Source organism: Pseudidiomarina xizangensis, from assembly GCF_052541995.1.
Window position 1 is genome coordinate 1470112 of record NZ_JBOBQA010000001.1, and the last position, 24564, is coordinate 1494675.

Below are 24564 nucleotides of genomic sequence, written 5' to 3' on the forward strand. Positions count from 1 at the left end.
GGTTTTTACGTTCTAGTTTTAACAGGTTTCTTGTTCCAGGCGGGTAAGCAAGATTAATGCTTCATTGCGAGTACTGCCGCACACTGAAGGTTCAGCGTCAAAATCGGCGCATACTTGCGGCCGATCAGGGTGATTGAAAATGCCGCATAGATGGTTTTCGGTAAGGTGAATACAACGAATGCCAGCGGGTTTCCCTGCTGGCATTCCTGGTATTGCTGAGCTTATTGATGGTGCGATACAACAAGCACCGCAGCCGACGCGGCATTGCATGGCTTACGCCATTGCCATACGCAGCTTTTTCATTGCGTTTGCTTCGAGCTGACGTACACGTTCCGCAGAAACTTCATACTTGTCAGCAAGCTCTTGCAAGGTTGTTTTGTTATCGTCGTCCAACCAGCGTGCGCGGACGATATCCTGACTGCGTTCATCAAGGGTTTTAATCGCTGAGAACAGACGCTTTTGCGTGTGATCTTGCCACTCTTCCTGCTCAACTTCTTCCGCTAAGTCAGAACGCTTGTCTTCCAAATACTGTGCCGGAGAATAATTGCTACCTTCACGCGCGTCATCATCGTCAGAGCTTAGCTCAAACGCCTGATCGTGCGCACTCATGCGTGCTTCCATTTCCATCACTTCTTTGGTGCTAACACCTAAGGTCTCAGCAACCGTGCTCACCTCTTCTTGGGTGAACCAACCTAGACGCTTTTTCATTTTACGCAGATTAAAGAATAACTTACGCTGAGCTTTGGTCGTTGCAACTTTAACCATGCGCCAGTTCTTCAACACGTACTCGTGAATCTCGGCTTTGATCCAATGCACAGCAAAGGATACCAAGCGCACACCGACCGACGGGTCGAAGCGACGCACGGCTTTCATTAAGCCAATGTTACCTTCTTGAATCAGGTCCGCCTGAGGCAGGCCATAACCTGAATAGCTCCGCGCCACGTGCACCACGAAGCGTAAATGCGACATGATGAGCTGGCGAGCAGCTTCTAAATCGTTTTCTTCGGTTAATCGTACTGCGAGGTCACGTTCCTCTTCCGCAGTAAGCATAGGAGTGCGACTGACCGACTGAATGTAGGCCTCAAGGCTTCCGCCGCCTTGTGGAACTGCTAGTGCCATCTTTGTCATTTCAGTACTCATTCAACACCATCCTCTCTTGCTGGCGACTGCATCTCTGAATTGATGTTGCAGTCACGCGTTCAGACCTTTTTTAGCCTGAAAAGTTCCCTCATTCTAGCAAATCTGACGCTGCTGACAATGGGATCCTAATGATCTTCATAAAACTTACATGGGGGACAAATCAACGCGGTTCAATAGCACTAACGTGTTTTCTTACCGCGATGTACGAACCCACTAGTCCAAGTCCAATAGCTAAGCCCCATACGACGCCCATTTCGGTCAGGTTCAACCCCGTTAAACGAAATTGGCTATCATAAAGATCAGCGATATCTCGCACCGCCCCGCTTAGCCACCATAACAAAGCACCGGTCGCTAACCAGGTAATGATACCGCCCACCAAACCGTACCAGATACCGGTATACAAAAATGGCCGTTGAATATAGGCATCGGTGGCTCCCACCAATTTCATCACCATAATTTCGTCGCGTTTACTGCTGATGTTAAGCCGAATCGTATTGCCCACGATCAGCACCACAGCGATGCACAACAGCAAAGCCAGCGCAAGAAAACCGTCACGAACCAAGTTCACCATCGCCTGAAAACGCTGTAACCAACCCAGATCCAGACGTGCTTGTTCAACTTCGCGTTCTGTGCTTAGTTTGCGCACTAATTCCTCAGCCGCAGCTGGCGTGCGATGACTTTCGCGCGGCACCACAATTAATACGTTTGGTAATGGGTTATCGGTCAGGGTATCAAGCGCTTCACCAAATCCTGAACGCTTCCGAAATTCAGCCAGACCTTGTTCCTTATCGATAAGACGAACACTGTCCACTGCTTCAGCAAGTTGGGTACGTTTAGTAAAGGTTTGCACCTCTTGCTGACTGAGTCCCTGCCGTAAGAACAGCGTAATTTCAGATGCTTGCTGCCAGTTCGCGCCAATGCTATCGGTATTTTTCACGACCACATAAAGGGTCGCCGGTAAGGTTAGGCTCAGTCCCAATACTGCCATGGTCATCAAAGATGCAAATGGATAGCGTGCTAACTCTCCAAGACTACCAATACATTGCTGCGCATGGTGTACCCAGAACATAAAAAAACGTCGCAAACCGGAAATCTTGACCTGTTTCGCCCCCTGCTGACGCGATCGAAAGAGCACACTCATAGCGCCTCCTCGCTAAGACCATCGTTGATCATGCGGCCATCTTTCAACGACAAGGTGCGATAGCGCAAGCGAGCGATGAGGCCTAAATCGTGGGTGGCAATAAGAACCGATACCCCGACGCGATTAAAATCTTCGAACAATTTAATGATTTCCGAGGAGAGCTTGGGATCCAGGTTACCCGTTGGTTCATCAGCAAGCAGTAATGGTGGTTTGTTGACCACTGCACGGGCAATCCCAACTCGCTGCTGTTCACCACCAGACAACATTTGTGGATAATGTCGCACTTTATCGGACAGGCCTACTTTTTCGAGCGCTGCGTGCACACGCTTGCGCGCCTCGGCCAGACTGTAGCCTTCGATCATCAACGGCAGGGCGACATTATCGAACACCGTACGGTCCATCAATAAACGGTGATCCTGGAAAATCATCCCAATATCACGTCGCGCATAGGCTATTTGCTTGCGCTCAATGCGCTTCAGATCATGCCCATTGATCATCACCCGTCCGGCCGTCGGCCGCTCCATCATACTAATGAGCTTCAGCACCGTACTTTTACCCGCGCCCGAGTGGCCGGTCAAAAATGCCATTTCCCCGGGTTCTACGTGAAAGCTGACATTCTTCAGAGCTTGAAAGCCCCCTGGGTAGACTTTGCTGACTTGCTCAAATTTGATCATTGCTGCTGCGGTTCCTCAATGGCACGCTGAAACAGTGCCTGGACAAAAGGTTTTGCGGCGAAAGGTCGTAAATCATCAATACCTTCACCTACACCAATAAAACGAATCGGCAATTTAAACTGATCTGCAATTGCGAAAATCACGCCACCTTTCGCCGTACCATCGAGCTTGGTTAGGGTGATACCTGTTACGCCCACGGCCTCGGTAAATAGCTTTGCCTGACTAATAGCATTTTGCCCAGTTCCGGCGTCAAGGGTCAACATCACTTCATGCGGCGCATCCACATCGAGTTTCTTCATCACCCGCACGACTTTTTTCAGTTCGTCCATTAAGTGCGCTTTATTTTGCAATCGTCCGGCAGTATCAGCAATCAGCACATCGACCTTGCGTGCTTGCGCCGCGGCCACCGCATCATAGATAACCGAGGCACTATCGGCACCAGTATGTTGAGCAATAACTGGTATCGCGTTGCGCTCTCCCCATACTTGTAACTGTTCAACGGCGGCGGCACGGAAGGTATCGCCGGCCGCAAGCATCACTGATTTTCCTTCACGGCGCAATTGTTGAGCGAGCTTACCGATGGTAGTGGTTTTCCCGACGCCATTTACTCCCACCATCAGAATCACATAAGGACCTTGCTGCTGCTCCGGGATAGTCAGCGGCTGCTCCACTTCCTGTAATATTTCGACCATATCGTCTTGCAATAATTGGTATAAGGTCTCGGCATCTTTTAGCTGACGTCGATCGGCTTGTTCGGTCAAACGTTCGACGATGCGCATGGTGGTTGGTACACCGATATCCGCAGTGAGCAGCTGAGTTTCCAGCTCTTCGAACAGCTCATCATCGATTTTTTTATCTTTAAATATACCCCACAGGCCATCACCGATGGCGGTTGAGGTTTTTTTCAGGCCCGTCGTTAAGCGCTGCCACAAGCTCGGCTTCGACTGCTCTTTGGTAGGTGCAGATTCTGGTTCGGGCTCTGCTTCTGGTTCGGGCTCTGCTTCAGGCTCTGGAGCGCGGCTTTCAGCGGTGACTTGCGCACAGATTTCAGCAGCGTCTGGCGCTACAATCTCTGCGACAGAGGGCGTTGCCTCCTGTTGCTCGGGCGTAAATTCCTCGGCGTGCTGCTGTTGCTTGTCCTGCTCTGGTTGTTGCTCGTCCTGCTGATCTTCTTTCTTTTTCAGAAACCGCGAAAAAAATGATCCTTTACCCATGCCTTGTTTACCTTTGGAAGTTCGCTGCGACTCAGTTTACAATGGCGAGCAGTTTAGCACGTACGCTGGCGTACGGCATCTCCCGCCAGCGTCAATCACTGCGCGAAATCAGTCAATCCGAGGGCTACTTTAGCATGCGTCGCACCCCAAACAAGCAGAAAAATTCGGGCCGCACGGGCAGTGGTCAACTACGCATCATCGGCGGTGCTTTGCGTGGCCGCAAACTGGCTGTCGCAGACGTGCAAGGGTTGCGCCCCACCACGGATCGGGTGCGTGAAACGGTGTTTAACTGGCTGCAATTTGAATTGCCCCAGCAACGCTGTCTCGATCTGTTCGCCGGCACCGGTGCGCTGGGGCTTGAGGCGCTCTCACGCGGCGCCAGCGAAGTCACACTGGTGGAGCAGAATAAAGTTGCTGCTGGGATGCTGGCACAACATGCCAAGCTGTTAAACGAGCAGTGCCATGGCCACGCAACGAGTGTTCACGCCGATGCCCTAAAATGGCTAGCAACCGCAAGCGTACCGGCATTTGATATTGTCTTTGTCGACCCACCCTTTCGCAGCGGTCTCGCTACTCCCGCGTGCCAGTTACTGCAACAGCAGCAGTTGCTTCATGAGGGAAGCTTGGTTTATCTGGAAACCGAAAAGGAATGGCCGCTCGAGGTCCCCGATAACTGGCAACTAGAACGCGAAAAAACTGCAGGACAAGTCTGTTATCGTTTATTCACTGTGGCAAATGAAGAGGAACGCGCATGAACGCTTTAGTATGGGTAGGCCGGCTAGTGTTTGCTGTCATTTGGGGTGCAATGTTGGCCAATATTATTTGGCCGTTTCCGGGCAAAGGCTTCCCGCTGTTTCTGATCTTACTGTTGGTGTTAGTAGCGCTGCATTTGTTGCAGCTATTGATGTTCACTACCGTCTATCGGGAACACATTCAGTGGCGTCGCGGTGATTTTTGGCAGATTTTCTTGTTTGGCGTGGTTGGCTGGCTCGCCATTGTGCAAGCGCAGCCACGCCGAAAACAGCAAGACTAACTCTCGCTGTCGCGTTCCATACCGATGTTGCTAATGCCTTCGGTCACGACCATTTCTTGTAACTGGCGCACCATCAATTGCGTCGGTTTATCCCCTGAGCGTTGCATCGCCTCAAGAAAATCCAGCAAGGCTTGCTGCACATCAATTTCATAAACCGCGAGCTCGTGTTCGCGCACCAGTTGCTGACGCCCTTCAGCATCAAGCTCAGCGCCTTCGGTGAGTTCCAGGAACTTGGCCACTCCAGCCTGTGAAACCTTGGCCACGCTGACCAGATCCGCCGCGCTGGAATCGAGAAAACCTTCCAACATAATACTGATCGCGGTGCAGGCATCCATAGCTGGATAAACCCCGAGCATGTCATGCCCATGCTCACTGGGGGTCACATCATCAACTTTCTCTTGCCAACGCGCGAAGTTAACCTTCACTTTCTTGCCCTGCCAACTCCAATCCCAACACGCATTCAAGGCGCCGCGCAGCGGTTTCGGATCACCGAAACCAGTAACCTGATGAAAGAGTTCATAGTTCGGGTACATGCGCTCGCACAGATAAAGCGCAGCCAATACCTGGTAAGCAAAATCAAGTTCGCGGAAGCGCTGAAAAGTAGTTAGCATTTAGAATCCATAGGTCGTTATTCGTTATTCGCTCATGGTAACACCATAAATCCTAATTTCCCCAAAAGTGTTTCAACGGTTCCATCTGCTGATGTAAGAGACGAACGACAAAAATATCACTTGTCCGTTGGCGATAGAAAATTGCATGTTTCTGATGATTATGTCGCCGTATTTCTTCACCAAGCTCCGCACACTCACGCCCAATTAAGGGCGCTTCGGCCAGCAGCCGCAATACGCTATCGAGATCGTGCAAATACCTATCTGCTTTCTTGCTACCAAAATGTTTTAGTGTGTAGGCGTAAATAGCAGCAAAGTCTTTAGCAGCCAAATTGGAGAGCTTATACACTCGGTGCTCGCTTCACCTCTTGCGCGATCTCATGCAACTCCAGAAGGCTTTCACCGCTTTCCTCGCCGGCTTGCACTGCTGCCCTAAGCGCAGCCGCTTGCTTCTCCTGCAATTCCAACAAGCGCAAGGCCGAACGAACAACTTCGCTGGTCGACTCATATCGACCGGATGCTATAAGCTCGCCAACGAACTCGTCCAATTGTGAGCCAATTGTAACACTGGTTGTTCGTGACATCTGAGTCTCCAAGAACCTGTATGAATAGTTCACACAAGTATAGCAGTGGTTACGGTTTGTGCCAAAATTACGCCGTAGTACTGCCGCTAAATTCCATGTACTCTGATAACGAAAATTAGCGCACGAAAAGCGCTCTATTCGATTCAACAACAGCGTAGTTAACCAATCATGATAACTTTTCAAGCTATTGCCGCAGCCGCCGACCGGATAGCCGCTCGGGCGTTGCGCACCCCAGTAAAGCGATCGGATGAACTTGATGCCGCATTGGGCTGCCGGGTGTATTTAAAATGCGAAAACCTGCAAAAAAGCGGTGCCTTTAAATTTCGCGGTGCCTGCAGTGCGTTATTACAGCTCGCTCCTGAGCAGCGTTCACAAGGTGTGGTCACCGTATCTTCCGGCAATCATGGCGCCGCCCTTGCCTGTGCCGGCAAAATGCTCGGTATTGAAGTGACCGTCGGTGTCGCCAGCAATGCTTCGTCGTTAAAACGCACAAATATGATGCGTTATGGCGCAAAGATCATACCTATTGAACCAGGCATGGAGGCGCGTGAGGCTTTTTTAGCTGAGCAACTCGCACAAGGTGCCATCATCATTCCGCCCTATGATCATCCAGACATTATTGCCGGACAAGGTACCGCGGCTTTAGAGTTGCTCGAGGCCCATCCACGTTTATGGGGTATTGTCACTCCGCTTGGCGGTGGTGGTCTGTTAAGCGGCAGTTGCATTGTGGCAGAGCATTTCGACGCCTTTTGCTATGGCGTCGAGCCGGAGCTCGCTGCCGATGGTAAAAAATCACTGGAGCTTGGTGAAATTCAACCGGCAATGCCACCGAAAAGCATTTGCGACGGCCTGTTAACCAGCCTCGGCAAACACACCTTTGCAATACTGCAGGAAAAAGTCACGGATGTCGTACTGGTTTCGGATCAAGAAGTTGAAGCCGCCCAGCAGCTGCTTAAAGAATGCACGGGAATGTGGATAGAGCCTTCATCGGCGACGACCATCGCTGCACTTAAGCGCTATCCCGAAATCTTTACCGAAAAACATGTGGGTGTCATCATCACTGGCGGCAACGTCCCGTCTAGCGAATGAGGCTCTCGCTGTTTCAGGAAGCAAACAGCTGCGACAAGTCCTTAAATGCTTTAAATTCAAGCGCATTGTCGCTGTAATCGTAAAAAAACATTGTCGCCTGCTCACCAGACTTGCCAGCGAAGCGCACATGAGGTTCGATGACGAATTGAATGCCCTTCGCGGCAACACGGTCGGCTAGTTCACGCCAGATTTCCATGGTTAAAACTACACCAAAATGCGGGACTGGAACAGCATGGCCGTCGACTGGGTTATGGTGCGCAACACCCGTCTGTTCGGGCGCCAGGTGGGTGACCAGCTGATGCCCGTAAAAATTCCAGTCCACCCATTCTTCAGCACTACGCCCTTCGCTACAACCAAGTACGTCACCATAAAACTCACGCGCACGGGCGATATTATCGACAGGAATGGCTAGGTGAAACGGACGTACAGCAGAATCGGAGCTCATGGGGTACAGGTACTCAAATTAGTTTTTAATCGAAGACATAAGTGGTGCTGCACGTCGCCACATTCGGACACCAACAGCAACCAGTAATACAGCCCAATTGACCGGCGGAATCATTCCGCAAATTAGTACGGCAAGCATACTCCACAATGGCTGACGATGATGTTGCCCGACCAGCACATAAAACAACAATGCCGCCACTAAACCTTGTAATAAAAACAGGCTAAGAGGCATAAGATAACCCTTGTTTTTGTGTTTCTAATAATTGTTGAGTAAGCCTACCGTAACTTTATTCAATTGTAAAAGAATGTAAATGCGCTTGTATTATCAATCAGTTAGCGCCTGATCGAGGTCATCGATCAAGTCATCAACGTCTTCAATACCGACCGAAATTCGCACGAAATTATCCAGAATACCGAGTTTTTCGCGGTTCTCTTTTGGAATCGATGCATGGGTCATAATTGCCGGATGTTCAATCAGGCTTTCAACCCCACCCAGACTTTCCGCAAGAGCAAAAATCTCGACTTTTTCGAGGAAGCGACGCGCTTTTTCAATGTCGCCTTTCAACAGGATTGAGATCATCCCGCCAAAGCCAGACATCTGCTTTTTCGCCAGTTCATGCTGCGGGTGACTCGCCAGTCCCGGGTGGATGACTTTTTCCACTTCAGGATGCTGTTCAAGCCATTTGGCGATGGTCAGTGCCGCTTCATTGTGCTGCTTCATCCGTAAGGCTAAGGTTTTCAGGCCACGCAATGCCAGGTAGCTGTCAAAAGGCCCTGCCACAGCACCTACAGAATTTTGTAAAAACGCCATTTGCTCCGCCAGCTCTGCGTTATCACCCACCACCGCGATACCACCAACCATGTCGGAATGGCCATTCAAATATTTGGTAGCTGAATGCATCACAATGTCCGCACCCAGATCGAGCGGTAGCTGGTTGTAAGGCGTCGCAAAGGTATTGTCCACCACCACAATGATGTTGTGTTGTTTTGCGATGTTTACGATGGCTTCGATATCCACCAATTTCAACATCGGATTGCTTGGTGTTTCGACCCAAATCATCCGTGTCTTATCAGTGATTGCAGCTTCCACTGCACTCATATCGCTGAGATCAACGTAAGAGAATTCTAGTCCTGCAGAGCGTCCGCGAACCTTATCGAATAAGCGGAAGGTACCGCCGTAAAGGTCATCCATCGCCACCACATGGTCACCACTATTAAGGATTTCCATAATGGTCGAAGTGGCTGCCATGCCCGAACCAAAGGCGAAGCCGTGGCTACCATTTTCCAGGCTTGCCACAGCACGTTCCCAAGCGAATCGCGTTGGATTGTGTGAGCGCGAGTATTCAAACCCCTTATGCACACCCGGACTTTCCTGAATATAGGTAGAGCTGGTAAAAATTGGTGGCATCACGGCACCAGTTACTGGCTCAGGGGCTTGTCCGCCGTGAATACTTTTGGTTGCAAATTTCATCTTCTTGGCGTCCGCCATGCTTACTCCTCCAGCAGATTTTGAGCGGCCATCCACTCATCATTGTATAGTTTCGAAAGGTAACGATTACCGGTGTCACAGGCTAAGGTTACAACACGTTTCGGCTCGGTTTGCTCGCGGCAATAACGTAGCGCAGCAGTAATCAGGGTGCCGCTCGACGAGCCAACCATAACCCCTTCTTTTACCAGTACCTCACGCGCCGTACGAAAGGCGTCTTTGTCGCTCACGGCATAGGCTTTGTTGGCAAGCTTAATATCGCAGATATCCGGAATAAAATCTTCGCCGATACCTTCCGCCAGCCAGCTGCCCGCTTCAACATTCTCGTTGCGATTCACCAACGGTTCAAGAATTGAACCTTCAGGATCTGCCAGAACCAAATCAATGTCTGTATTCTGCTCGCGTAAATAACGACCAACACCGGTCAAGGTACCGCCAGAGCCTACACCACAAACGAAAGCGTCCAGGTCGCCTTCCATCTGATTCCAGATTTCCGGACCGGTGGTTTCGTAATGCGAGGTAACATTGGCTTCATTAGCAAACTGATTCACATAAAAATAGCCATGCTCTTGTGCCAGACGCGCAGCGACATCCTGATAATATTCCGGATGACCTTTTTGTACATCTGAGCGGGTACGTTGTACTTCTGCGCCCATCGCCTTGAGGTTGTTTACCTTCTCTGCCGACATCTTGTCAGGCATAACGATTTTTAATGGGTAACCCTTGCTCGCCGCAACCAACGCCAGACCCAAACCGGTATTACCGGCAGTCGCTTCAATAATGGTCATGCCTGGCTTAAGTTGGCCAGATTGTTCCGCAGCTTCGATCATACTTACCGCAATACGATCCTTAATCGAGCCACCCGGGTTAAGGTTCTCTAATTTTAAATACAACTCACACGGGCCAGTATCGATATGGCTGACCTTGACCATTGGCGTGTTGCCAATCATTTCCAGTACGTTTTGATAAACTCGCATGTTGTGGTTTCCATTCACTCTTAAAGTTACCGTATTATCGCACGATGCACCCTGATGATGCCAATTTGTACCTTTTCTTTCATCATGCTTTTTCGCATAACTTATGGCACATTAGGAGCACACACTAATTGATTAGGGTAGATGCATGTCAACTTCATCACATTTCCTCCGTCCATTGATCATTCTTGGTAGCGTGATCGGGATCGCCGCTTGTCAGCCCCAGGCTGCGGATCCGCAGGACGCCTTTATGGCTAAATTCACCCCCTATTGCGGCAACGCTTACGCCGCTGAAGTCGTTGCGGATAATCAACCGAGCGAAACCTGGCAGCAGGATCTCGTGGTCCACATCCGTGATTGCGAAGCGAACGTTCTCCGCATGCCGTTGCACGTCGGTGACGATCGCTCGCGCACCTGGGTATTGACCCGAACCACCGATGGCATCGACTTCCAGCACATTCATTTGCATGAAGATGGCACTCCGGATGCGGTGTCCCCCTATGGCGGGCACACCGTTGCTATTGGCAGTGCTGATATGCAAGCGTTTCCCGTAGACGATGCCAGTAAAGCGTTGTTTGTCGAGAACGGACTGGACGTCTCCACCACCAATACCTGGATCATCTCTTTCGAAGGCGAAACCATGTATTACGAACTCACCCGCCCTGGCCGTGAATTTGTGGTGGCCGTCGATTTATCACAACCCGTCGCTGAGCCGCCTGCGGCTTGGGGTTATACTGAATAGGAGCGCAACGTGGTACTCGATTTACGCAGTGATACCGTGACTCAACCTACCGCCGCCATGCGTGATGCTATGGCTGCTGCGCCGGTCGGGGATGATGTGTTCGGCGACGACCCGACCATTAATGCCCTACAGGAACGCGTCGCCGCTATGACCGGCAAAGAAGCCGCCCTAATTGCCAGCAGTGGCACCCAAACTAACCTGCTGGCGTTGCTGAGTCATTGTCAGCGCGGTGAAGAATATCTGGTCGGCCAGGAATACCATACCTACCGTTATGAAGCCGGCGGTGCTGCCGTGCTTGGCGGTATCGTGCCACAACCCTTCGAAGTCGAAGCCGACGGTACCTTAGATCTCGCGGCGGTCGAGCAGCGCATCAAGCCGGACGACCCACACTTCCCTATCACGAGGTTGCTCGCGCTGGAAAACACCCATACCGGAAAACTTATTCCGCAAGCGTACATGGAACGTGCGCGAAAACTGGTTGATAAGCACGGTCTGAAATTGCACTTAGATGGCGCTCGTATCGCTAATGCTGCGGTAGCCAGTGGCTCTTCACTGGCTGAGTTAGCAGCGCCATTTGACAGCGTTTCAATTTGCTTTTCCAAAGGTCTGGGCACACCCATTGGCTCGGTGCTGGTTGGCGATCGCGCATTTATTGCCCGCGCTCACCGGTGGCGCAAAATGCTTGGTGGCGGTATGCGCCAGGCCGGAATTGTGGCCGCTGCCATGGATTATGCCTTGGATCATCATATCGAGCGTCTCGCCGAAGACCACGCCAATGCGAAAAAACTGGCCGCGGGCCTAAGTCAGCTCGACGGCCTCGACGTTGAGCCGGCGCAAACCAATATGGTCTACGTCAACTTTTCTTCAGCTGACCACGCCAAAAAAGTAAGTGAGTACTTACGCAAGCACGACATCATCGTTGGCACATCGCAACGCATGCGATTGGTGACCCACCTTGGTATTCCGGCCACTACTATCGACCAAATCGTCAGCAGCTTCGCGAACGCGTTAAAGGTCCTGTAACTGCTGCAGCAGGCGGTCCAGAGCCCGGTAGCTTAAGGCTTCGGCGAGGTGGGTTTTGCTGATGTGCTCAGCGCCTGCCGCGTCGGCTATGGTGCGGGCAAGCCTTAATACCCGATGATAAGCGCGGTGCGATAAGTTAAAGCGCTCGATGGCGGAGACCAAAAAACCGTGGTCTTCGTCACTTAGCCGACAAACATCGGCAAGTTGCGCGGTTTCCAGCTCAGAGTTCAGGCACTTTTGACGTTTCAACTGCAACCCGCGAACCGCCTCGACCTGTTCGCGCAACAATGGCGTTTGCGGCTCCTGTTGCTGATGCTGTTGTTGCAATACAGCGGGTTGTCGTGGCACCGAGACCTGCATATCAATCCGATCTAACAGCGGGCCTGAAAGTTTACCCAGATAACGGGTGATCTGATCAGGGCTGGCGCGCGCACTCGCCAGGGTGCCGTCAAAATGTCCGCACGGGGACGGATTCAACGCACACACTAACTGAAACCGCGCCGGAAACTTCGCTTGATAACCCGCGCGACTAATTGAAACCTGACCGGACTCCAGGGGTTCACGCAGCGAGTCCAGTACATGCCGGGAAAATTCAGGTAGCTCATCTAAGAACAACAAAGCCTTATGAGCCAATGAAATTTCGCCCGGCTGCGGCGGTGAGCCACCGCCCACTAAGGCCGCCGCCGAGCAGGAATGGTGCGGCGCCCGCATACTTCGTTGCAGCCAACTCTGTGGGGTTGCGGCGCGGTGTTCGTAGCCCGCTACACTGCGTACTGCAGCAACTTCCAAGCCTTCCTCGTCGCTTAACGGTGGCAACAGTCCAAGCAACCGTTGGGCCAGCATGGTTTTACCGGTGCCCGGTGGCCCGACAAACAGCAAATGGTGGCCGCCCATAGCGGCCAGCACCAGGGCACGCTTGGCTTGCTCCTGACCTATCACATCAGCAAGATCACCCCCCGGATAAACATAGCTGGTCTTGGCAATCGGCTTCACCGGTGGCAGTCGATGAGGCCCCGACAAATGTTCGACCACATCACGCAGACTCTCGCCCACCACACACTGCTGCTCACGAATGACCTGTGCCTCTGCCAGGTTATCTAGCGGAATTACCGCCTCCCGGCCTTCACGCCGACACGCCAGTAACGCCGGCAACATACCCTCTACCCCGCGCAATTCTCCATTTAGCGTCAGCTCACCGTAAAACTCCCGGGATACCACCGAACTCTCGCTTAACTGGCCATCGGCAGCGAGAATACCCATTGCAATAGCCAGATCGTAACGCGCGCCATGCTTTGGCAAATCGGCAGGTGCTAAATTGACGGTGATTTTGCTGCCCCGGGGAAAGTTAAACTCGCTTGCCTGAATCGCTGAGCGCACCCGGTCGCGCGCCTCCCGCACACCCGCCTGCGGCATTCCAACGACCGTAAAAGCGGGCAGCCCCGCCGCCAAACACACTTCGACCGTCACCAACGGTGCTTCCATGCCATACAATGCCCGGGTAAACACCCGCGCCAAACTAATCGATCCCATCGTCACTCCTTTGACCGTCGCCCGCAGGCACACTCCATCAAACAAGTATAACGAGGTATCTCGAATGAAACGTCATCAGAGCGACTGATTTAGCTGTACGCTATCGTCGTTTGGTTTGTAAATCGCTAAAATCGGACTATCTGGGTAGGGAGGGGCGTCATATGTACCCTCCCCGAACCCGTGACTGCGTGCGGCCGATTCCTGTTAAGTAGTTGATTCATAATTGACTCCATCGACAGCAAAAAGTATCAACACTACCAGTACTGTTCAACGGTCACGTTGCCCGGTTTGCGGCGCAGGTTTTTCGGCAGACCTTTGTCGGCGAGGACTTGCTTGGCGTCGCGGATCATCTCGGGGTTGCCGCATAACATGATCTGCGCATTTTCGTTTAGCTCATCGCCCAGGGCAGCTTCCAGCTGGCCGTCAACGATTAGAGTAGGAATACGCCCGCGTAATGCGCCAGTGGCATCTTCACGACTGACGATCGGTTGGTAGCTAAGTTGCCCCGGGTGTTCAGCAACCCAATCTAAAATTTGTTGTTGATAGGCTAAGTCAGCCTCATAGCGCACCGCATGAATCAAATGGATCCGGGCAAAACGCTGGTATGGGATAGTGGTCGTCAGCATAGACAGATAAGGCCCAATGCCGGTACCCGTAGAAATCAGCCAAAGACTCTCCCCTTCCGGCACTTCGTTCAGGGTAAAAAAGCCACTTGGTGGTTGACTGACTTCAATCGACTGCCCGGCGCGTAGGTCATGCAAGCGCGGTGAAAAGTCACCATCGGGCACGCGGTTCACGAGAAAGTCGAGGATCGGATCATCCGGGCCATTAACCAGTGAATAGGCGCGCTGAAAGCGTTGCTCACTCTCTTGCAGTCCAAGTCGAACAAACTGTCCTGCGATAAACTCAAACGGCTTAGGTACCCGCACTCGTAAGCTGAATAACTCATTGTTCCACGCATGATTCTCGATAACTTCGCCAGTCATCCACTGTGCCATGGGTACCACCTTCCAAATTAATAAATTGATGTCACTAACTTTATGCTAGCTTTACTGATAGAGTACGCGTTTCTGAAATATAGGGCTAGGTCATGTTCGGCAAATTCTACCTTCTGATACTGTTCACTCTGCTTGCCGTAGGCGGTTGCGGTGAACGCATAGCAGCACCACAGGAATCAACACCGGTGCACAGGTATTCAAAACCGCAGGTTTGCGATTTTGCCACCAGTTTAGCCCAGTTCGATGTTAATCAACCAGATTCCAAACAGCTTCGTTTTCTAAATGAACGCTGGCGAACGTTGCAACAAGACGAGGTTCTGCGTCCGGACGAGACTAAGCACGGTCAACAACTAATGACAGCGCTTAATTACCATCTGGCACGTGATTCCATTACTAAAATTCATGAGGTACTTGAGCACACCGTTCACGCCTATGAACAAATAGAGGGGTTACGCCGCTTCAGCTCTAATCCAAAAGAGATGAAAGTGCCGGATTCCATGATTCGCAATCTGCGTAATGCGGTTCAGGACTGCTGTGCTGATGCGCTGAGCAGCAATGCCACGGCGCTGCTCCGAGCTGATAACTCATCCGGATTATATGCCGTGGGTAGGCTGGCCTACTTTATTGAGCGTGACGTTAACCGTTTGCTCGACAATGAATTGAGCTTTGCTCGCTACCGTAACCAGTTACAAACAGCGGCAGCAAAACTATCGGAGGCGCCTGTGGCCATCGATCTTAATGCCAACTGGGTGACCTGCCGCTAAACTTAAACGTCTTTGTTTTGTTGCATGATGTGAACTTGTTTTTCCAGTTCTTCGACACGTTGGCGTAAACGCAGCAAAAGTTGTTGTTGGACGTCAAATTCTTCATGGGTGACAACGTCAAGCTTGCTCAGCTGTTGCTGTAGAATTTGTTTGATGCGCTGCTCCATACTGCCGGCAAAATCTTTCATGCCAGCAGGAATGCTATCATTGATTTGTTTCGCGATATCTTCAATTTTCTTCGCGTCCATTTAAAACTCCTTGGGCGAATTAGGGAATAGTCTTTTAGCTTAGCAGGAGTTTACCGTAAAATCTGCTGTTCAGTTCGCTGATGCAGCGCCATTTTTCCGTAATTTTACAGGACCATCATGCAGTTAAACCCTCGCCAACAAGAAGCGGTCGAAGCCATCAGCGGTCCTGTGCTGGTGCTCGCCGGTGCGGGCAGCGGAAAAACCCGGGTGATCACCGAAAAAATTGCTTACTTGATTACCCGTTGCCAGTACCAGGCGCGCCACATCGCTGCCGTAACCTTTACCAACAAGGCTGCGCGCGAGATGAAAGAGCGCATCAGCAAAACGTTGGGGCGGCAACAGATTCGTGGTTTGACGGTGTCCACCTTCCATACTCTCGGACTGAGTATTATCCGTAAAGAGGTGCAACAGCTTGGCTTGAAACCCGGCTTTTCATTGTTTGACGACCAGGACAGCTTTGCCCTGCTAAAAGCACTAACCGAGCCTGAATTAGATAGTGATAAAGACAGCCTAAAGCGCCTGCAAAGCCAAATCGGCAGCTGGAAAAATGCCATGTGGTCGCCGCAACAAGCACTGTCCCACGCGCAGACCCCTGACGAGCAAGAGTTCGCCGAGTTTTACCGCCGCTATCAGCAGAATATGCGCGCCTGCAACGCCCTCGACTTTGACGATCTGATTCTGTTACCTACCCAACTGTTAGCCAGCAATGAATCAGTGCGCGAACGCTGGCAGAAGAAATTTCAATATTTATTAGTCGATGAATATCAGGATACCAATACCTCGCAATACCAGCTGGTAAAACTCCTGGTGGGTGCGCGCGCGCGTTTCACCGTGGTTGGCGATGACGACCAATCGATTTACTCCTGGCGTGGTGCGCAGCCACAAAATCTGGCACTGCTGCAAAAAGATTTCTCTACCTTGCAGGTGATCAAGCTCGAGCAAAACTACCGTTCGCATGGTCGCATTCTTAAGTCGGCGAATATTCTCATTGAGAACAATCCCCACGTCTTTGAGAAGAAGTTATTCTCCGAGATGGAGTATGGCGTCCCATTGCGGGTCATTTATGGTCGTAATGAAGAACATGAAGCCGAGCGCGTGGTCGCCGAAATTGTCCGGCGCCGCTTTTTGGAACGCACTCCCTACTCGCATTTTGCGGTGCTGTATCGTGGCAACCATCAGTCCAGGATTTTTGAAAAAGCGCTACTGACCAATCGCATTCCCTATCGTATGACCGGCGGCCAAAGCTTTTTTGCCCGCGCCGAAGTCAAAGATATCATGGCGTATCTACGCCTGTTGATGAACCCGACGGACGACACTGCCTTTATTCGCATCGTCAATGTGCCGAAGCGCGGCATTGGCCCTCATACCGTCGAACGTATCGGCGAACTGTCTCATGAACTGCACACCAGCTTACTTGAAGCTGCGCAACATCAGGCGCTGAAAACGCGTCTGGGTAGCCGTGAGTATCAGTCAGTGCAGTTGTTCACCCATTTAATCAGCAAAACCGCACGACGCTGCGAAGACACCACTGAGGTGATGGCCGCGCTTTACCATTTGATTAAAGATGTAGGGTACGAAGAGTGGCTGTACGAGGCGAGTCCAAGCCAAAGTGCTGCGGAGATGCGTTATAAAAATATCAACGAATTACTGCGCTGGGTCGGAGAGATGCTCAAAGGTGACGAGGACCATGAGCCGTTAAACTTTGAACAAGCCGTTGCCAAGTTGTGCTTACGTGATTTGATGTCACGTCATGAAGAAGAAGAGTTTGGCGACCAAGTGCAACTTATGACCCTGCACGCCTCGAAAGGCCTTGAGTTTCCTCATGTGTTTTTGGTCGGCATGGAAGAAGGGTTATTACCGCACCAGTCGAGCGTTGACGACAATATGGTCGAGGAAGAACGGCGCCTGGCGTACGTTGGTATTACTCGCGCCCAGCAGTCACTGATTTTTACTATGGCAAAAGAACGCCGCCAGTATGGCGATATCCTGCGGCCGGAACCGAGCAGATTCCTATTTGAGTTGCCTCAGGACGATATAGAATGGGAAGGAAAAACGCCAGTAACACCTGAGCGCGAAGAAGAGTCGCGCAACGATGGACTATCGATGTTACGCAACGCGCTTAAATAACTTCTTGCTTTTCTTTACTGTGCAGCCAAACCGGTTCGCCAAGCTGTTTACCGACACCAATCTGCACACCAGCTTCTCGCAAGGCTTGCAGTTGCTCTGGGGTGTCGATACCCGCCGCAGCAATAGTAATCGCCAACTCGTTACACAGCTTCACCACATTGCGAACCATTACACCTGCGCGCTCATTATTTACCGTTTCACTGACGAAACGAGGGTCTAATTTAACGTGAGTAAAAGGATAGTTGAGCAAATACTGCAGTGCACCAGAGCTGCGACCAAATTCATTTAATGCCAAGCCAACGCCCGCATCTGCCAGAGTTTTTAATGCAGCCAACTGGCGCTTGGAGTTGTCGCTAAGTTCTGTTTCACTAAATTCAAACACCAAACGCTTTGGTGATACGCCAGCGTTTTTAATAATCTCGAGCAAGGCTTTCACATCAGCCAATTTATACAGATGCTTAGTGGATAGGCTGATATAAATCGGTACATCTGCTTTTCGTTCACTAAGTATTTCGCAGCACCGAGTCAGCATCCAATGATCGAGTGACAAAATCATGCCGGTTTTTTCGGCCACATTGAGGAAACTCTGTGCAGTCAACAACTGATCACCACGCTGCCACCGCACCAGAACTTCACGTGCCTGCGGCTTACCATCTTCCAGAGCGACTAAATCAAACTGTTGCAACACAAAGTCCTGATCGAATTGTGCATGACGCAATTCCGCTTCACGATGCAACGATGCCACCAGGTCTTTGTGGATACTTTCGTCAAATACCACATAACGTCCGCGGCCCATGCTTTTCGCTTGGTACATGGCAGCATCGGCATCGCGCAGCAACCGCTCGGCGGTATCATTGCGTGACTTGCATTCGGCGATACCAACGCTAGCCCCCGAATAATGCTCTGTTTCACCAAACACGAACGGCTGCCGCATGTGTTCGATAATGCGCGACGCAACATCTTTGGCGTCGTCAATATGCCGCACTAGGTTGAGTAGTATAACGAACTCATCACCGCCCAGACGCGCGACTGTGTCATTGTCACGCACACACTCACCGATACGACGACTGGCTTCAAGCAAAAACTCATCGCCAGCCGAGTGGCCTAAGGAATCGTTAATATCTTTAAAACGATCAAGATCAACGAACAATACCGCAAAATTGTGGCTTGGAAACCGGCGTTTTTGGTTCAGAGCTTGCTGTAGCCGCTCGGTAAACATAGAACGGTTCGGCAGTCCCGTCAGGGCGTCGTGATGAGCATCATAAAATAACTTTTCTTCAATTTTTTTACGGCGCTCAATTTCGTTCACCAACTCTTCGGTCCGTTCGGCGACTTTTTTCTCCAGGAAGGCGTTTACCCGCCGAACTTCATCGGCATTACGTCGCCTTTCAATAGCCACGGCCACATGCTGCGAAACAAAGTTCAACAACTCTAAATCGTCATGCTTATAACTAACTTCTTTGTTGTAGGTTTGTACCGATAAAACACCAATGACTTTATCATCAACCAGTAAGGGTGAACCTAGCCACTGCGTCGGACGAGTGCCGTAGTATTTTGTCGGACCTTCAACTTTACCCTGTTTGACCAGTTGCTCGTATGCCGGCTCGTCAATGTAAACCGGCTTTCTCGTTGCAATAACGTACTCAGTCAAACCTTTGCCGAGCGGGCGGCGGTCGACCAGCTGAGTATCGCGTTCATCGACGTAATAAGGGAAGCGAATATGTTTACGTTCGTCGTCGAGTAGTGCAACGCAGAAGTTATCATTATTCATTAACAAACCAATCTGCCGATGCAACTGCTTAAAGAAGTTCGCCATACTCTCGGAAGTATTGGTCAACTCAGAAATCGCATACAACACCGCAGACAGCTTTTCCGCTCGCTTACGTTCGACGATTTGCTCTTCAAGGTCGGCGTTAATATCACGCAGGCTTGCCGTTTGCCGAGCAATTTCTTCGCGCATAAATTCACGCTGACGGATCCGCTCGAGCGCATTAACAATATGCTGCGAAACGAACATGAAAAGTTCTTTGTCCGCGCGGGTGTAACCGACATCTTCCGTATAACTTTGCACCACCATGGCACCAATCACGCGTTCGCCGCTACGTAACGGCACACCCAACCAATCTACCGGAGGTGACCCTAAGTCGCGGATGTCGCCTGCTTCAACTAAAGCTTTGAAATCTTCCTCGTTCAGCAAAAACGCTCTCGAGTTTCGCATCACATAGCCAGTCAGGCCCTGGCGCAATACCTCTGCGGGAAATTGTTCGTTACTCGGCACATCATCGTATTCATCGACGAAGTAGACGAACTTAACCATGTCGTTAGTATCATCGAAAAGACAAACAAAGAAGTTCTTCGCCATCATCAATTCATCAATAATGGCATGTAGTGCGGGATAAAATTCTGACATGTCGCGGGCTGAGGAAGCGAGTTCAGAAATGCGGAACAGGGCTTTTTGTACAACTTCAGACTGGCGATATTTCCAAGCAATGCTTTTTAGACGTACGACCGCCTTACGCAAACGCGCAATGTCACGGGAGTCTGTAGACAACTGGTTTTCGTTAGGCATCGGCTCTGAAAAGCTCTAGTTGTTTATTTTTTAGGCGTTTATTGCTTTTATGTAAGTACTTTCGTGACCAACCTTGAAGTTGATTATATCTTTACATTTCCATACAAGAAAGGCCTTTGCTCGATTTTTCATCAATTTAAACGCACAAAAAAACCGCCTTAGCGGTTTTTGTCATTCGATTCAATCACTTTGTGACTTATATGTCTGCGATCATGTAATCAATTGCCGCTTGAATCTCTGCATCGCTACAATCGCCACAGGTGCCCTTGGGTGGCATGGCATTGTAACCTTCAATTGCGTGCTTCAGCACTGTGTCCATACCCTGTGCAAGGCGCGGTTCCCAGTCTGCAGCGTTGTTCATTTTTGGCGAACCCAGCACCCCGCTGGTGTGGCAAGCGGCGCAGAATTGATTGTATACAACTTCACCTGAGCGGGCTGCAGCACTGCCACTGTCACCAGCATCTGGCGCATCAGCACTGCCAGTGCGTACTTGACCGACCGGTGCAATGCGCTTGGCGATGTCTTCACTCGTGTCTTGTGGCAGCATGTTAGCGCTTGCGCTACCAACCACGAAGGCCAATGCGGCAGCAAATAAACGGCCAGATTTTACAACTTTCAATACATTCACAGTGAACTCCTGTTTCATTTAGTTGAGCTTGCACGCTCACAAAGTTGTTGCGATTATAGCCAGATTCCGTCCAAGGTTAAACATTTCGTTTTATGTCGCCACAATCACCGCCTAATACGCGCAAAATTGCCCTTCTGGATCTCGACGCTTTCTTTGCTAGCGCCGAAGTTCTGCGGGACCCGAGCTTACGTGAACGACCCTTCGCAGTCGGGGGTGGTAGCGAGCGTGGAGTAGTTGCCACGGCCAATTATCTTGCCCGGCAATACGGCGTGCGCAGCGCCATGTCTGGCACGCATGCCCGACGTCTGTGCCCGCACTTACATTTCGTCAGCCCAGATCATCGCTATTACCGGGAATTATCCAAACAAGTTCTGGCGGTACTACAAAAGGTCACAGACCGGGTTGAACCGGCCTCAATAGATGAGTTTTATCTTGATCTCACCGACAATCTGCAATTCCACGGCAGCGCCTCATTGACCATGCACGCAGTTCGCGACGAGCTGCGTAAACTTGGCTTGACAGCCTCGGCGGGAATTAGTTGTCAAAAGATGGTCGCCAAAATCGCCAGCGAGGAGCAAAAGCCGGACGGTCAGTTTGTAGTGCCGCCAGACGATGTCGTCGCTTATATTGCGCAACTCAGCCTGAAACGCATCCCAGGCGTCGGCCCGAAAAGCCTGGAACGCCTGCAACATGCCGGTTTTTATACCGGCAAAGATATTCAACAAGCTGCACTTGAGCGCTTGCAACGCCTACTGGGTGACAAAGCCGGTTGGTTACTGCAGCAACGCTGCAACGGTATCGATCTCAGACCTGTAGTCACCGAGCGCATTCGAAAAAGTGTCGGCTGCGAAGAAACCCTACGGCATGATTTGCAGCATTTACGCCAGGTCGAACAGTTCCTCGACGAAGTGCTACTGCCGCAATTAAAAAAACGTTTGGGCCAAAGTCGTTGGCAAGACACTCAGATCAAAAACCAAACGGTAAAATTAAAGTTTAGCGACTTTCAGCAAACAACGGTCTCACGAACCGCAAAAACGGTTTCGCCTAGTTTGTTTTATCAACTTTTACGTGATGCCTGGGATCGTCGCGAACAGCGCGGTGTACGCCTCGTTGGCCTAAGCGTTGCGCTACCCGACCCCGACGAACAGCTGCAACTTGAGCTTGAACTCGATTAACTTCAGACAAGAAATACTTCTATTTGTTGTCGAGTAAGTTATGCGAATTCATACTCTCTTCGATCAGTGAATCTACTTTCAATGACTGACAAAGCTGCACGTAGAGCATGTGACAAAGATGCTGCATCCCCAGCTGCATCAACACACTATCGGTGCGAACATGCGTGTCTCCGCCCAAAGCGAATAAACTTATATCTGCCAAAACGCTGGTGGGATTATTACCATAGCGCGTCAGTGAAATGACTTTAGCGGACTTGCTTTTGGCTTGGCGGACGATTTTTAGAATATCGCTATTGTGTCCGCCATCACTGATCGCGAAAAGCACATTTCCTTCGCTAAGTGTCGTCGCCATCTGAACCTGTAACGCTGGGTCGGTGCTACTGAGGGTGACTTTGCCTATCTGCATTAACCGCAACACAAAATCTTTCGCGACAATGGCCGACTTGCCAAAACCTACCACCTGAATGGTGTCTGCCACGGTTAATAAATGCAACGCCTGCTGCAGTTTGTCAACTTCGTTGATGTCGGCAACGCCTTGCATGACTGCATATTGCCCATCGCGCAGTTCAGCAAAGGTTGCTGCAATAGATCGTTCCTGCGAGGGGTGGCTGGCTTGAGTTCGTGCCTGGCTGGACGCGGACACCACGGCTTCATTGACGGCAAATTTTAAATCGGGATAGCCCCGGTAGCCGAGCTTTTGACTAAACTTAACCACACTGGATTGGCTCACCCCAATCGCATCGGCCAGTTGTTGCGATGAATAATCACGTAACAAATGGGTATTCTCTAAGATAAAGTCAGCAAGCTTTCGCTCAATTAACGACATATCTTCGCGCATTGCGCGTATTTTTAATAAACAGGACATAGGCGCTGTATTTCTTCATAATCTATGAAAGTTGGACTCCCATATTGAATAATTTATTACTGGTTGGCAATATGGTCGTCAAAAATCCGCCAACAACAACACAAACAAGGTCTCATTTATGAGCTGGATGTCCGTATTACCGCCGCTAGTGGCCATTATCGTGGTGTTCTGGCGCAAGGAAGTCATTGTTGCCCTACTCCTTGCCATCGTCACTTCAGAACTTCTACTTACCTGGCAAGGTGGCGAGCCACTGGTTTATACCTTCGTCGCAACCATTGAGCGCATTATTTCCGTATTTGGCTCACCTGGCAACACGCGAATCCTTATATTCAGTTTGATGGTTGGCTCACTATTGGCCTACATCCGCGAATCAGGGGGGGTCGCTGCAACCGTTGAAGCCTTACTCGCCCGCGGGCTCGGCACGACCAAACGAAGCGCCAGCCTAATGACAGTTTTCACCGGTATCTTCGTTTTTATCGAATCTAACCTAAGTGTGCTGACCGCCGGTATTCTTTCCCGTGGGCTGTTCGAAAAACTCGGCATGAGTCGGGCGCGCCTCGCTTACCTTATCGATAGCACCAGTGCGCCGATCTGTATTTTGATTCTGCTCAACGGCTGGGGTGCGTATGTATTGGGTATGCTTGATCAGCAAGATTTGCCTGGGTCCAGCGTCGCTACGTTGTGGAGTACCATCCCTTTCAACTTTTATGCCCTGGTAACTCTGGTCATCGTCTTTTACACCGCTATTAGCGGCCGTGTGTTTGGCCCGCTGAAGAAAGTTGAAGAGCGCCCAGTAGAGCACAAAGATATACCTGAACATGTGCCAAGTAACAGTAAAGCTCGTTACATGTTGGTGCCTTTGACAGTGATGGTCGTCGGTATGGTGGCCTTTATGTTTGGCACCGGTGGTGGTGACATTACTCAAGGTGATGGGTCGAAATCAGTACTTTATGCAACGGTACTGGCCTGTGTCGTGGCCTATTTCATGCTCGTCATCAGTCGTCGTAAGAGCCATCAACAACTGGTTGATATTGGCTTTAAAGGCATGGGCGAATTGCTGCCATTGGTGAGCATCGTATTGCTCTCGTTGGCTTTAGGTGCCAGCTTACGTGAACTTGGCACGGGTATTTTCTTAGCTGGTTTGGTTGGTGAATTCCTGCCGTTGTTCTTAATTGCGCCGATGCTATTTATTGCGGGTGCCTTGATTTCATTTACCACGGGAACCTCTTGGGGAACCTTCGCGATTTTGATCCCAATCGCTGCGCCAATGATTATTGCCTTGGATCTACCCGCACCATTATTACTCGCAGCGGTATTAGGCGGCGGGGTATTTGGTGACCACTGCTCACCAATTTCTGATACCACGGCGGTATCCGCGTTGGCCTCAGGCTGCGACTTGCTCGAGCACGTGCGCACCCAGTTGCCTTACGCGCTTACCGGTGGCGCGATCACACTGGTACTTTACGTCATCACCAGTCTGATCATGATTTAACCTAGAGGGTGAACTA

Annotated in this window: 27 protein-coding genes; 9 read left to right on the top strand and 18 right to left on the bottom strand. The window is 50.8% G+C overall.

Features of this window, described 5'->3' with window-relative positions:
- Positions 1-18 precede the first annotated feature (18 nt).
- The 5 genes from ACQ5ES_RS07120 to ftsY all read right to left on the bottom strand — a co-directional run bounded on the left by ACQ5ES_RS07120 (position 19) and on the right by ftsY (position 4169).
- A complete protein-coding gene (locus ACQ5ES_RS07120; RefSeq protein ID WP_445015232.1) occupies positions 19-270 on the bottom strand; it encodes a YkgJ family cysteine cluster protein in 252 nt (83 codons plus the stop codon).
- Positions 271-273: 3 nt separating this feature from the next.
- A complete protein-coding gene (gene rpoH / locus ACQ5ES_RS07125; RefSeq protein ID WP_445015233.1) occupies positions 274-1140 on the bottom strand; it encodes an RNA polymerase sigma factor RpoH in 867 nt (288 codons plus the stop codon).
- Positions 1141-1300: 160 nt separating this feature from the next.
- Entirely contained in the window at positions 1301-2281 is a 981-nt protein-coding gene (ftsX, locus tag ACQ5ES_RS07130) for a permease-like cell division protein FtsX (protein ID WP_445015234.1), read from the bottom strand.
- Complete coding sequence (gene ftsE / locus ACQ5ES_RS07135) at positions 2278-2955, bottom strand: cell division ATP-binding protein FtsE (RefSeq protein WP_445015235.1); 678 nt, start codon at positions 2953-2955, stop codon at positions 2278-2280. Before ftsE ends, ftsX begins: the two co-directional genes overlap by 4 nt.
- The gene (gene ftsY, locus ACQ5ES_RS07140; protein ID WP_445015236.1) at positions 2952-4169 is read right to left on the bottom strand and encodes a signal recognition particle-docking protein FtsY; all 1218 of its coding nucleotides are present in this window, start codon (positions 4167-4169) and stop codon (positions 2952-2954) included. Before ftsY ends, ftsE begins: the two co-directional genes overlap by 4 nt.
- Positions 4170-4210: 41 nt before the next feature.
- Between ftsY and rsmD the strand changes: the two genes are divergently transcribed.
- Both rsmD and ACQ5ES_RS07150 read left to right on the top strand, forming a co-directional pair.
- Positions 4211-4924 (top strand): 16S rRNA (guanine(966)-N(2))-methyltransferase RsmD, encoded by a 714-nt coding sequence (gene rsmD, locus ACQ5ES_RS07145; RefSeq protein WP_445015237.1) that lies wholly within the window; start codon positions 4211-4213, stop codon positions 4922-4924.
- Complete coding sequence (locus tag ACQ5ES_RS07150; RefSeq protein WP_445015238.1) at positions 4921-5202, top strand: DUF1145 domain-containing protein; 282 nt, start codon at positions 4921-4923, stop codon at positions 5200-5202. The genes rsmD and ACQ5ES_RS07150 overlap by 4 nt, the downstream gene beginning before the upstream one ends.
- Here ACQ5ES_RS07150 and ACQ5ES_RS07155 read toward each other — a convergent pair.
- Genes ACQ5ES_RS07155 through ACQ5ES_RS07165 form a run of 3 tightly spaced genes read right to left on the bottom strand, consistent with a single transcriptional unit; the run spans position 5199 to position 6394 of the window.
- Positions 5199-5813, bottom strand: coding sequence for a YjaG family protein (locus tag ACQ5ES_RS07155; protein ID WP_445015239.1), 615 nt, complete (start codon positions 5811-5813; stop codon positions 5199-5201). The genes ACQ5ES_RS07150 and ACQ5ES_RS07155 overlap by 4 nt on opposite strands.
- A gap of 52 nt (positions 5814-5865) precedes the next feature.
- The gene (locus ACQ5ES_RS07160) at positions 5866-6159 is read right to left on the bottom strand and encodes a type II toxin-antitoxin system RelE/ParE family toxin (protein ID WP_445015240.1); all 294 of its coding nucleotides are present in this window, start codon (positions 6157-6159) and stop codon (positions 5866-5868) included.
- Positions 6152-6394 carry a type II toxin-antitoxin system ParD family antitoxin gene (locus ACQ5ES_RS07165; protein ID WP_445015241.1) on the bottom strand — a complete coding sequence of 81 codons (243 nt, stop codon included), beginning with the start codon at positions 6392-6394 and terminating at the stop codon, positions 6152-6154. The genes ACQ5ES_RS07160 and ACQ5ES_RS07165 overlap by 8 nt, the downstream gene beginning before the upstream one ends.
- A gap of 168 nt (positions 6395-6562) precedes the next feature.
- On the opposite strand from ACQ5ES_RS07165, the gene ACQ5ES_RS07170 reads away from it, so the two are divergent.
- Positions 6563-7483 (top strand): threonine ammonia-lyase, encoded by a 921-nt coding sequence (locus ACQ5ES_RS07170; protein ID WP_445015242.1) that lies wholly within the window; start codon positions 6563-6565, stop codon positions 7481-7483.
- A gap of 13 nt (positions 7484-7496) precedes the next feature.
- On the opposite strand, the gene ACQ5ES_RS07175 is transcribed toward ACQ5ES_RS07170, so the two are convergent.
- The 4 genes from ACQ5ES_RS07175 to ACQ5ES_RS07190 all read right to left on the bottom strand — a co-directional run bounded on the left by ACQ5ES_RS07175 (position 7497) and on the right by ACQ5ES_RS07190 (position 10390).
- Positions 7497-7928 (bottom strand): VOC family protein, encoded by a 432-nt coding sequence (locus tag ACQ5ES_RS07175; RefSeq protein WP_445015243.1) that lies wholly within the window; start codon positions 7926-7928, stop codon positions 7497-7499.
- Between the two features lie 18 nt (positions 7929-7946).
- Positions 7947-8159 (bottom strand): hypothetical protein, encoded by a 213-nt coding sequence (locus ACQ5ES_RS07180; protein ID WP_445015244.1) that lies wholly within the window; start codon positions 8157-8159, stop codon positions 7947-7949.
- A gap of 93 nt (positions 8160-8252) precedes the next feature.
- Positions 8253-9416, bottom strand: a complete 1164-nt coding sequence (locus ACQ5ES_RS07185) for a cystathionine gamma-synthase (RefSeq protein ID WP_445015245.1) — start codon at positions 9414-9416, stop codon at positions 8253-8255.
- Between the two features lie 2 nt (positions 9417-9418).
- Positions 9419-10390, bottom strand: coding sequence for a PLP-dependent cysteine synthase family protein (locus ACQ5ES_RS07190; protein WP_445015246.1), 972 nt, complete (start codon positions 10388-10390; stop codon positions 9419-9421).
- A gap of 145 nt (positions 10391-10535) precedes the next feature.
- Between ACQ5ES_RS07190 and ACQ5ES_RS07195 the strand changes: the two genes are divergently transcribed.
- The gene (locus tag ACQ5ES_RS07195; RefSeq protein WP_445015247.1) at positions 10536-11129 is read left to right on the top strand and encodes a hypothetical protein; all 594 of its coding nucleotides are present in this window, start codon (positions 10536-10538) and stop codon (positions 11127-11129) included.
- Between the two features lie 9 nt (positions 11130-11138).
- Positions 11139-12152 (top strand): low-specificity L-threonine aldolase, encoded by a 1014-nt coding sequence (gene ltaE, locus ACQ5ES_RS07200; RefSeq protein ID WP_445015248.1) that lies wholly within the window; start codon positions 11139-11141, stop codon positions 12150-12152.
- Here the strand turns inward: ltaE and ACQ5ES_RS07205 are convergent.
- Both ACQ5ES_RS07205 and ACQ5ES_RS07210 read right to left on the bottom strand, forming a co-directional pair.
- On the bottom strand, positions 12138-13673 hold the full coding sequence (locus tag ACQ5ES_RS07205; protein ID WP_445015422.1) for a YifB family Mg chelatase-like AAA ATPase: 1536 nt from the start codon (positions 13671-13673) through the stop codon (positions 12138-12140). The two genes, ltaE and ACQ5ES_RS07205, sit on opposite strands and share 15 nt — an antisense overlap.
- Before the next feature lie 263 nt (positions 13674-13936).
- A complete protein-coding gene (locus ACQ5ES_RS07210; protein ID WP_445015249.1) occupies positions 13937-14680 on the bottom strand; it encodes a ferredoxin--NADP reductase in 744 nt (247 codons plus the stop codon).
- A 92-nt stretch (positions 14681-14772) separates the two neighbouring features.
- Between ACQ5ES_RS07210 and ACQ5ES_RS07215 the strand changes: the two genes are divergently transcribed.
- Positions 14773-15444, top strand: coding sequence for a hypothetical protein (locus ACQ5ES_RS07215; RefSeq protein ID WP_445015250.1), 672 nt, complete (start codon positions 14773-14775; stop codon positions 15442-15444).
- Positions 15445-15446: 2 nt separating this feature from the next.
- Here ACQ5ES_RS07215 and ACQ5ES_RS07220 read toward each other — a convergent pair whose 3' ends face one another.
- Positions 15447-15692 carry an accessory factor UbiK family protein gene (locus tag ACQ5ES_RS07220; protein WP_445015251.1) on the bottom strand — a complete coding sequence of 82 codons (246 nt, stop codon included), beginning with the start codon at positions 15690-15692 and terminating at the stop codon, positions 15447-15449.
- A 117-nt stretch (positions 15693-15809) separates the two neighbouring features.
- On the opposite strand from ACQ5ES_RS07220, the gene rep reads away from it, so the two are divergent.
- Complete coding sequence (gene rep, locus ACQ5ES_RS07225; protein ID WP_445015252.1) at positions 15810-17819, top strand: DNA helicase Rep; 2010 nt, start codon at positions 15810-15812, stop codon at positions 17817-17819.
- Here rep and ACQ5ES_RS07230 read toward each other — a convergent pair.
- A complete protein-coding gene (locus ACQ5ES_RS07230) occupies positions 17812-20370 on the bottom strand; it encodes a sensor domain-containing phosphodiesterase (RefSeq protein ID WP_445015253.1) in 2559 nt (852 codons plus the stop codon). The genes rep and ACQ5ES_RS07230 overlap by 8 nt on opposite strands.
- A gap of 214 nt (positions 20371-20584) precedes the next feature.
- Positions 20585-21034 (bottom strand): c-type cytochrome, encoded by a 450-nt coding sequence (locus tag ACQ5ES_RS07235; RefSeq protein ID WP_445015254.1) that lies wholly within the window; start codon positions 21032-21034, stop codon positions 20585-20587.
- 74 nt (positions 21035-21108) lie between these two features.
- Between ACQ5ES_RS07235 and dinB the strand changes: the two genes are divergently transcribed.
- The gene (dinB, locus tag ACQ5ES_RS07240) at positions 21109-22191 is read left to right on the top strand and encodes a DNA polymerase IV (protein ID WP_445015255.1); all 1083 of its coding nucleotides are present in this window, start codon (positions 21109-21111) and stop codon (positions 22189-22191) included.
- Between the two features lie 19 nt (positions 22192-22210).
- Here dinB and ACQ5ES_RS07245 read toward each other — a convergent pair whose 3' ends face one another.
- On the bottom strand, positions 22211-23056 hold the full coding sequence (locus ACQ5ES_RS07245) for a MurR/RpiR family transcriptional regulator (RefSeq protein WP_445015256.1): 846 nt from the start codon (positions 23054-23056) through the stop codon (positions 22211-22213).
- A 118-nt stretch (positions 23057-23174) separates the two neighbouring features.
- Here ACQ5ES_RS07245 and ACQ5ES_RS07250 point away from each other — a divergent pair, with 118 nt between their 5' ends.
- A complete protein-coding gene (locus tag ACQ5ES_RS07250; RefSeq protein WP_445015257.1) occupies positions 23175-24548 on the top strand; it encodes a Na+/H+ antiporter NhaC family protein in 1374 nt (457 codons plus the stop codon).
- Positions 24549-24564 lie beyond the last annotated feature (16 nt).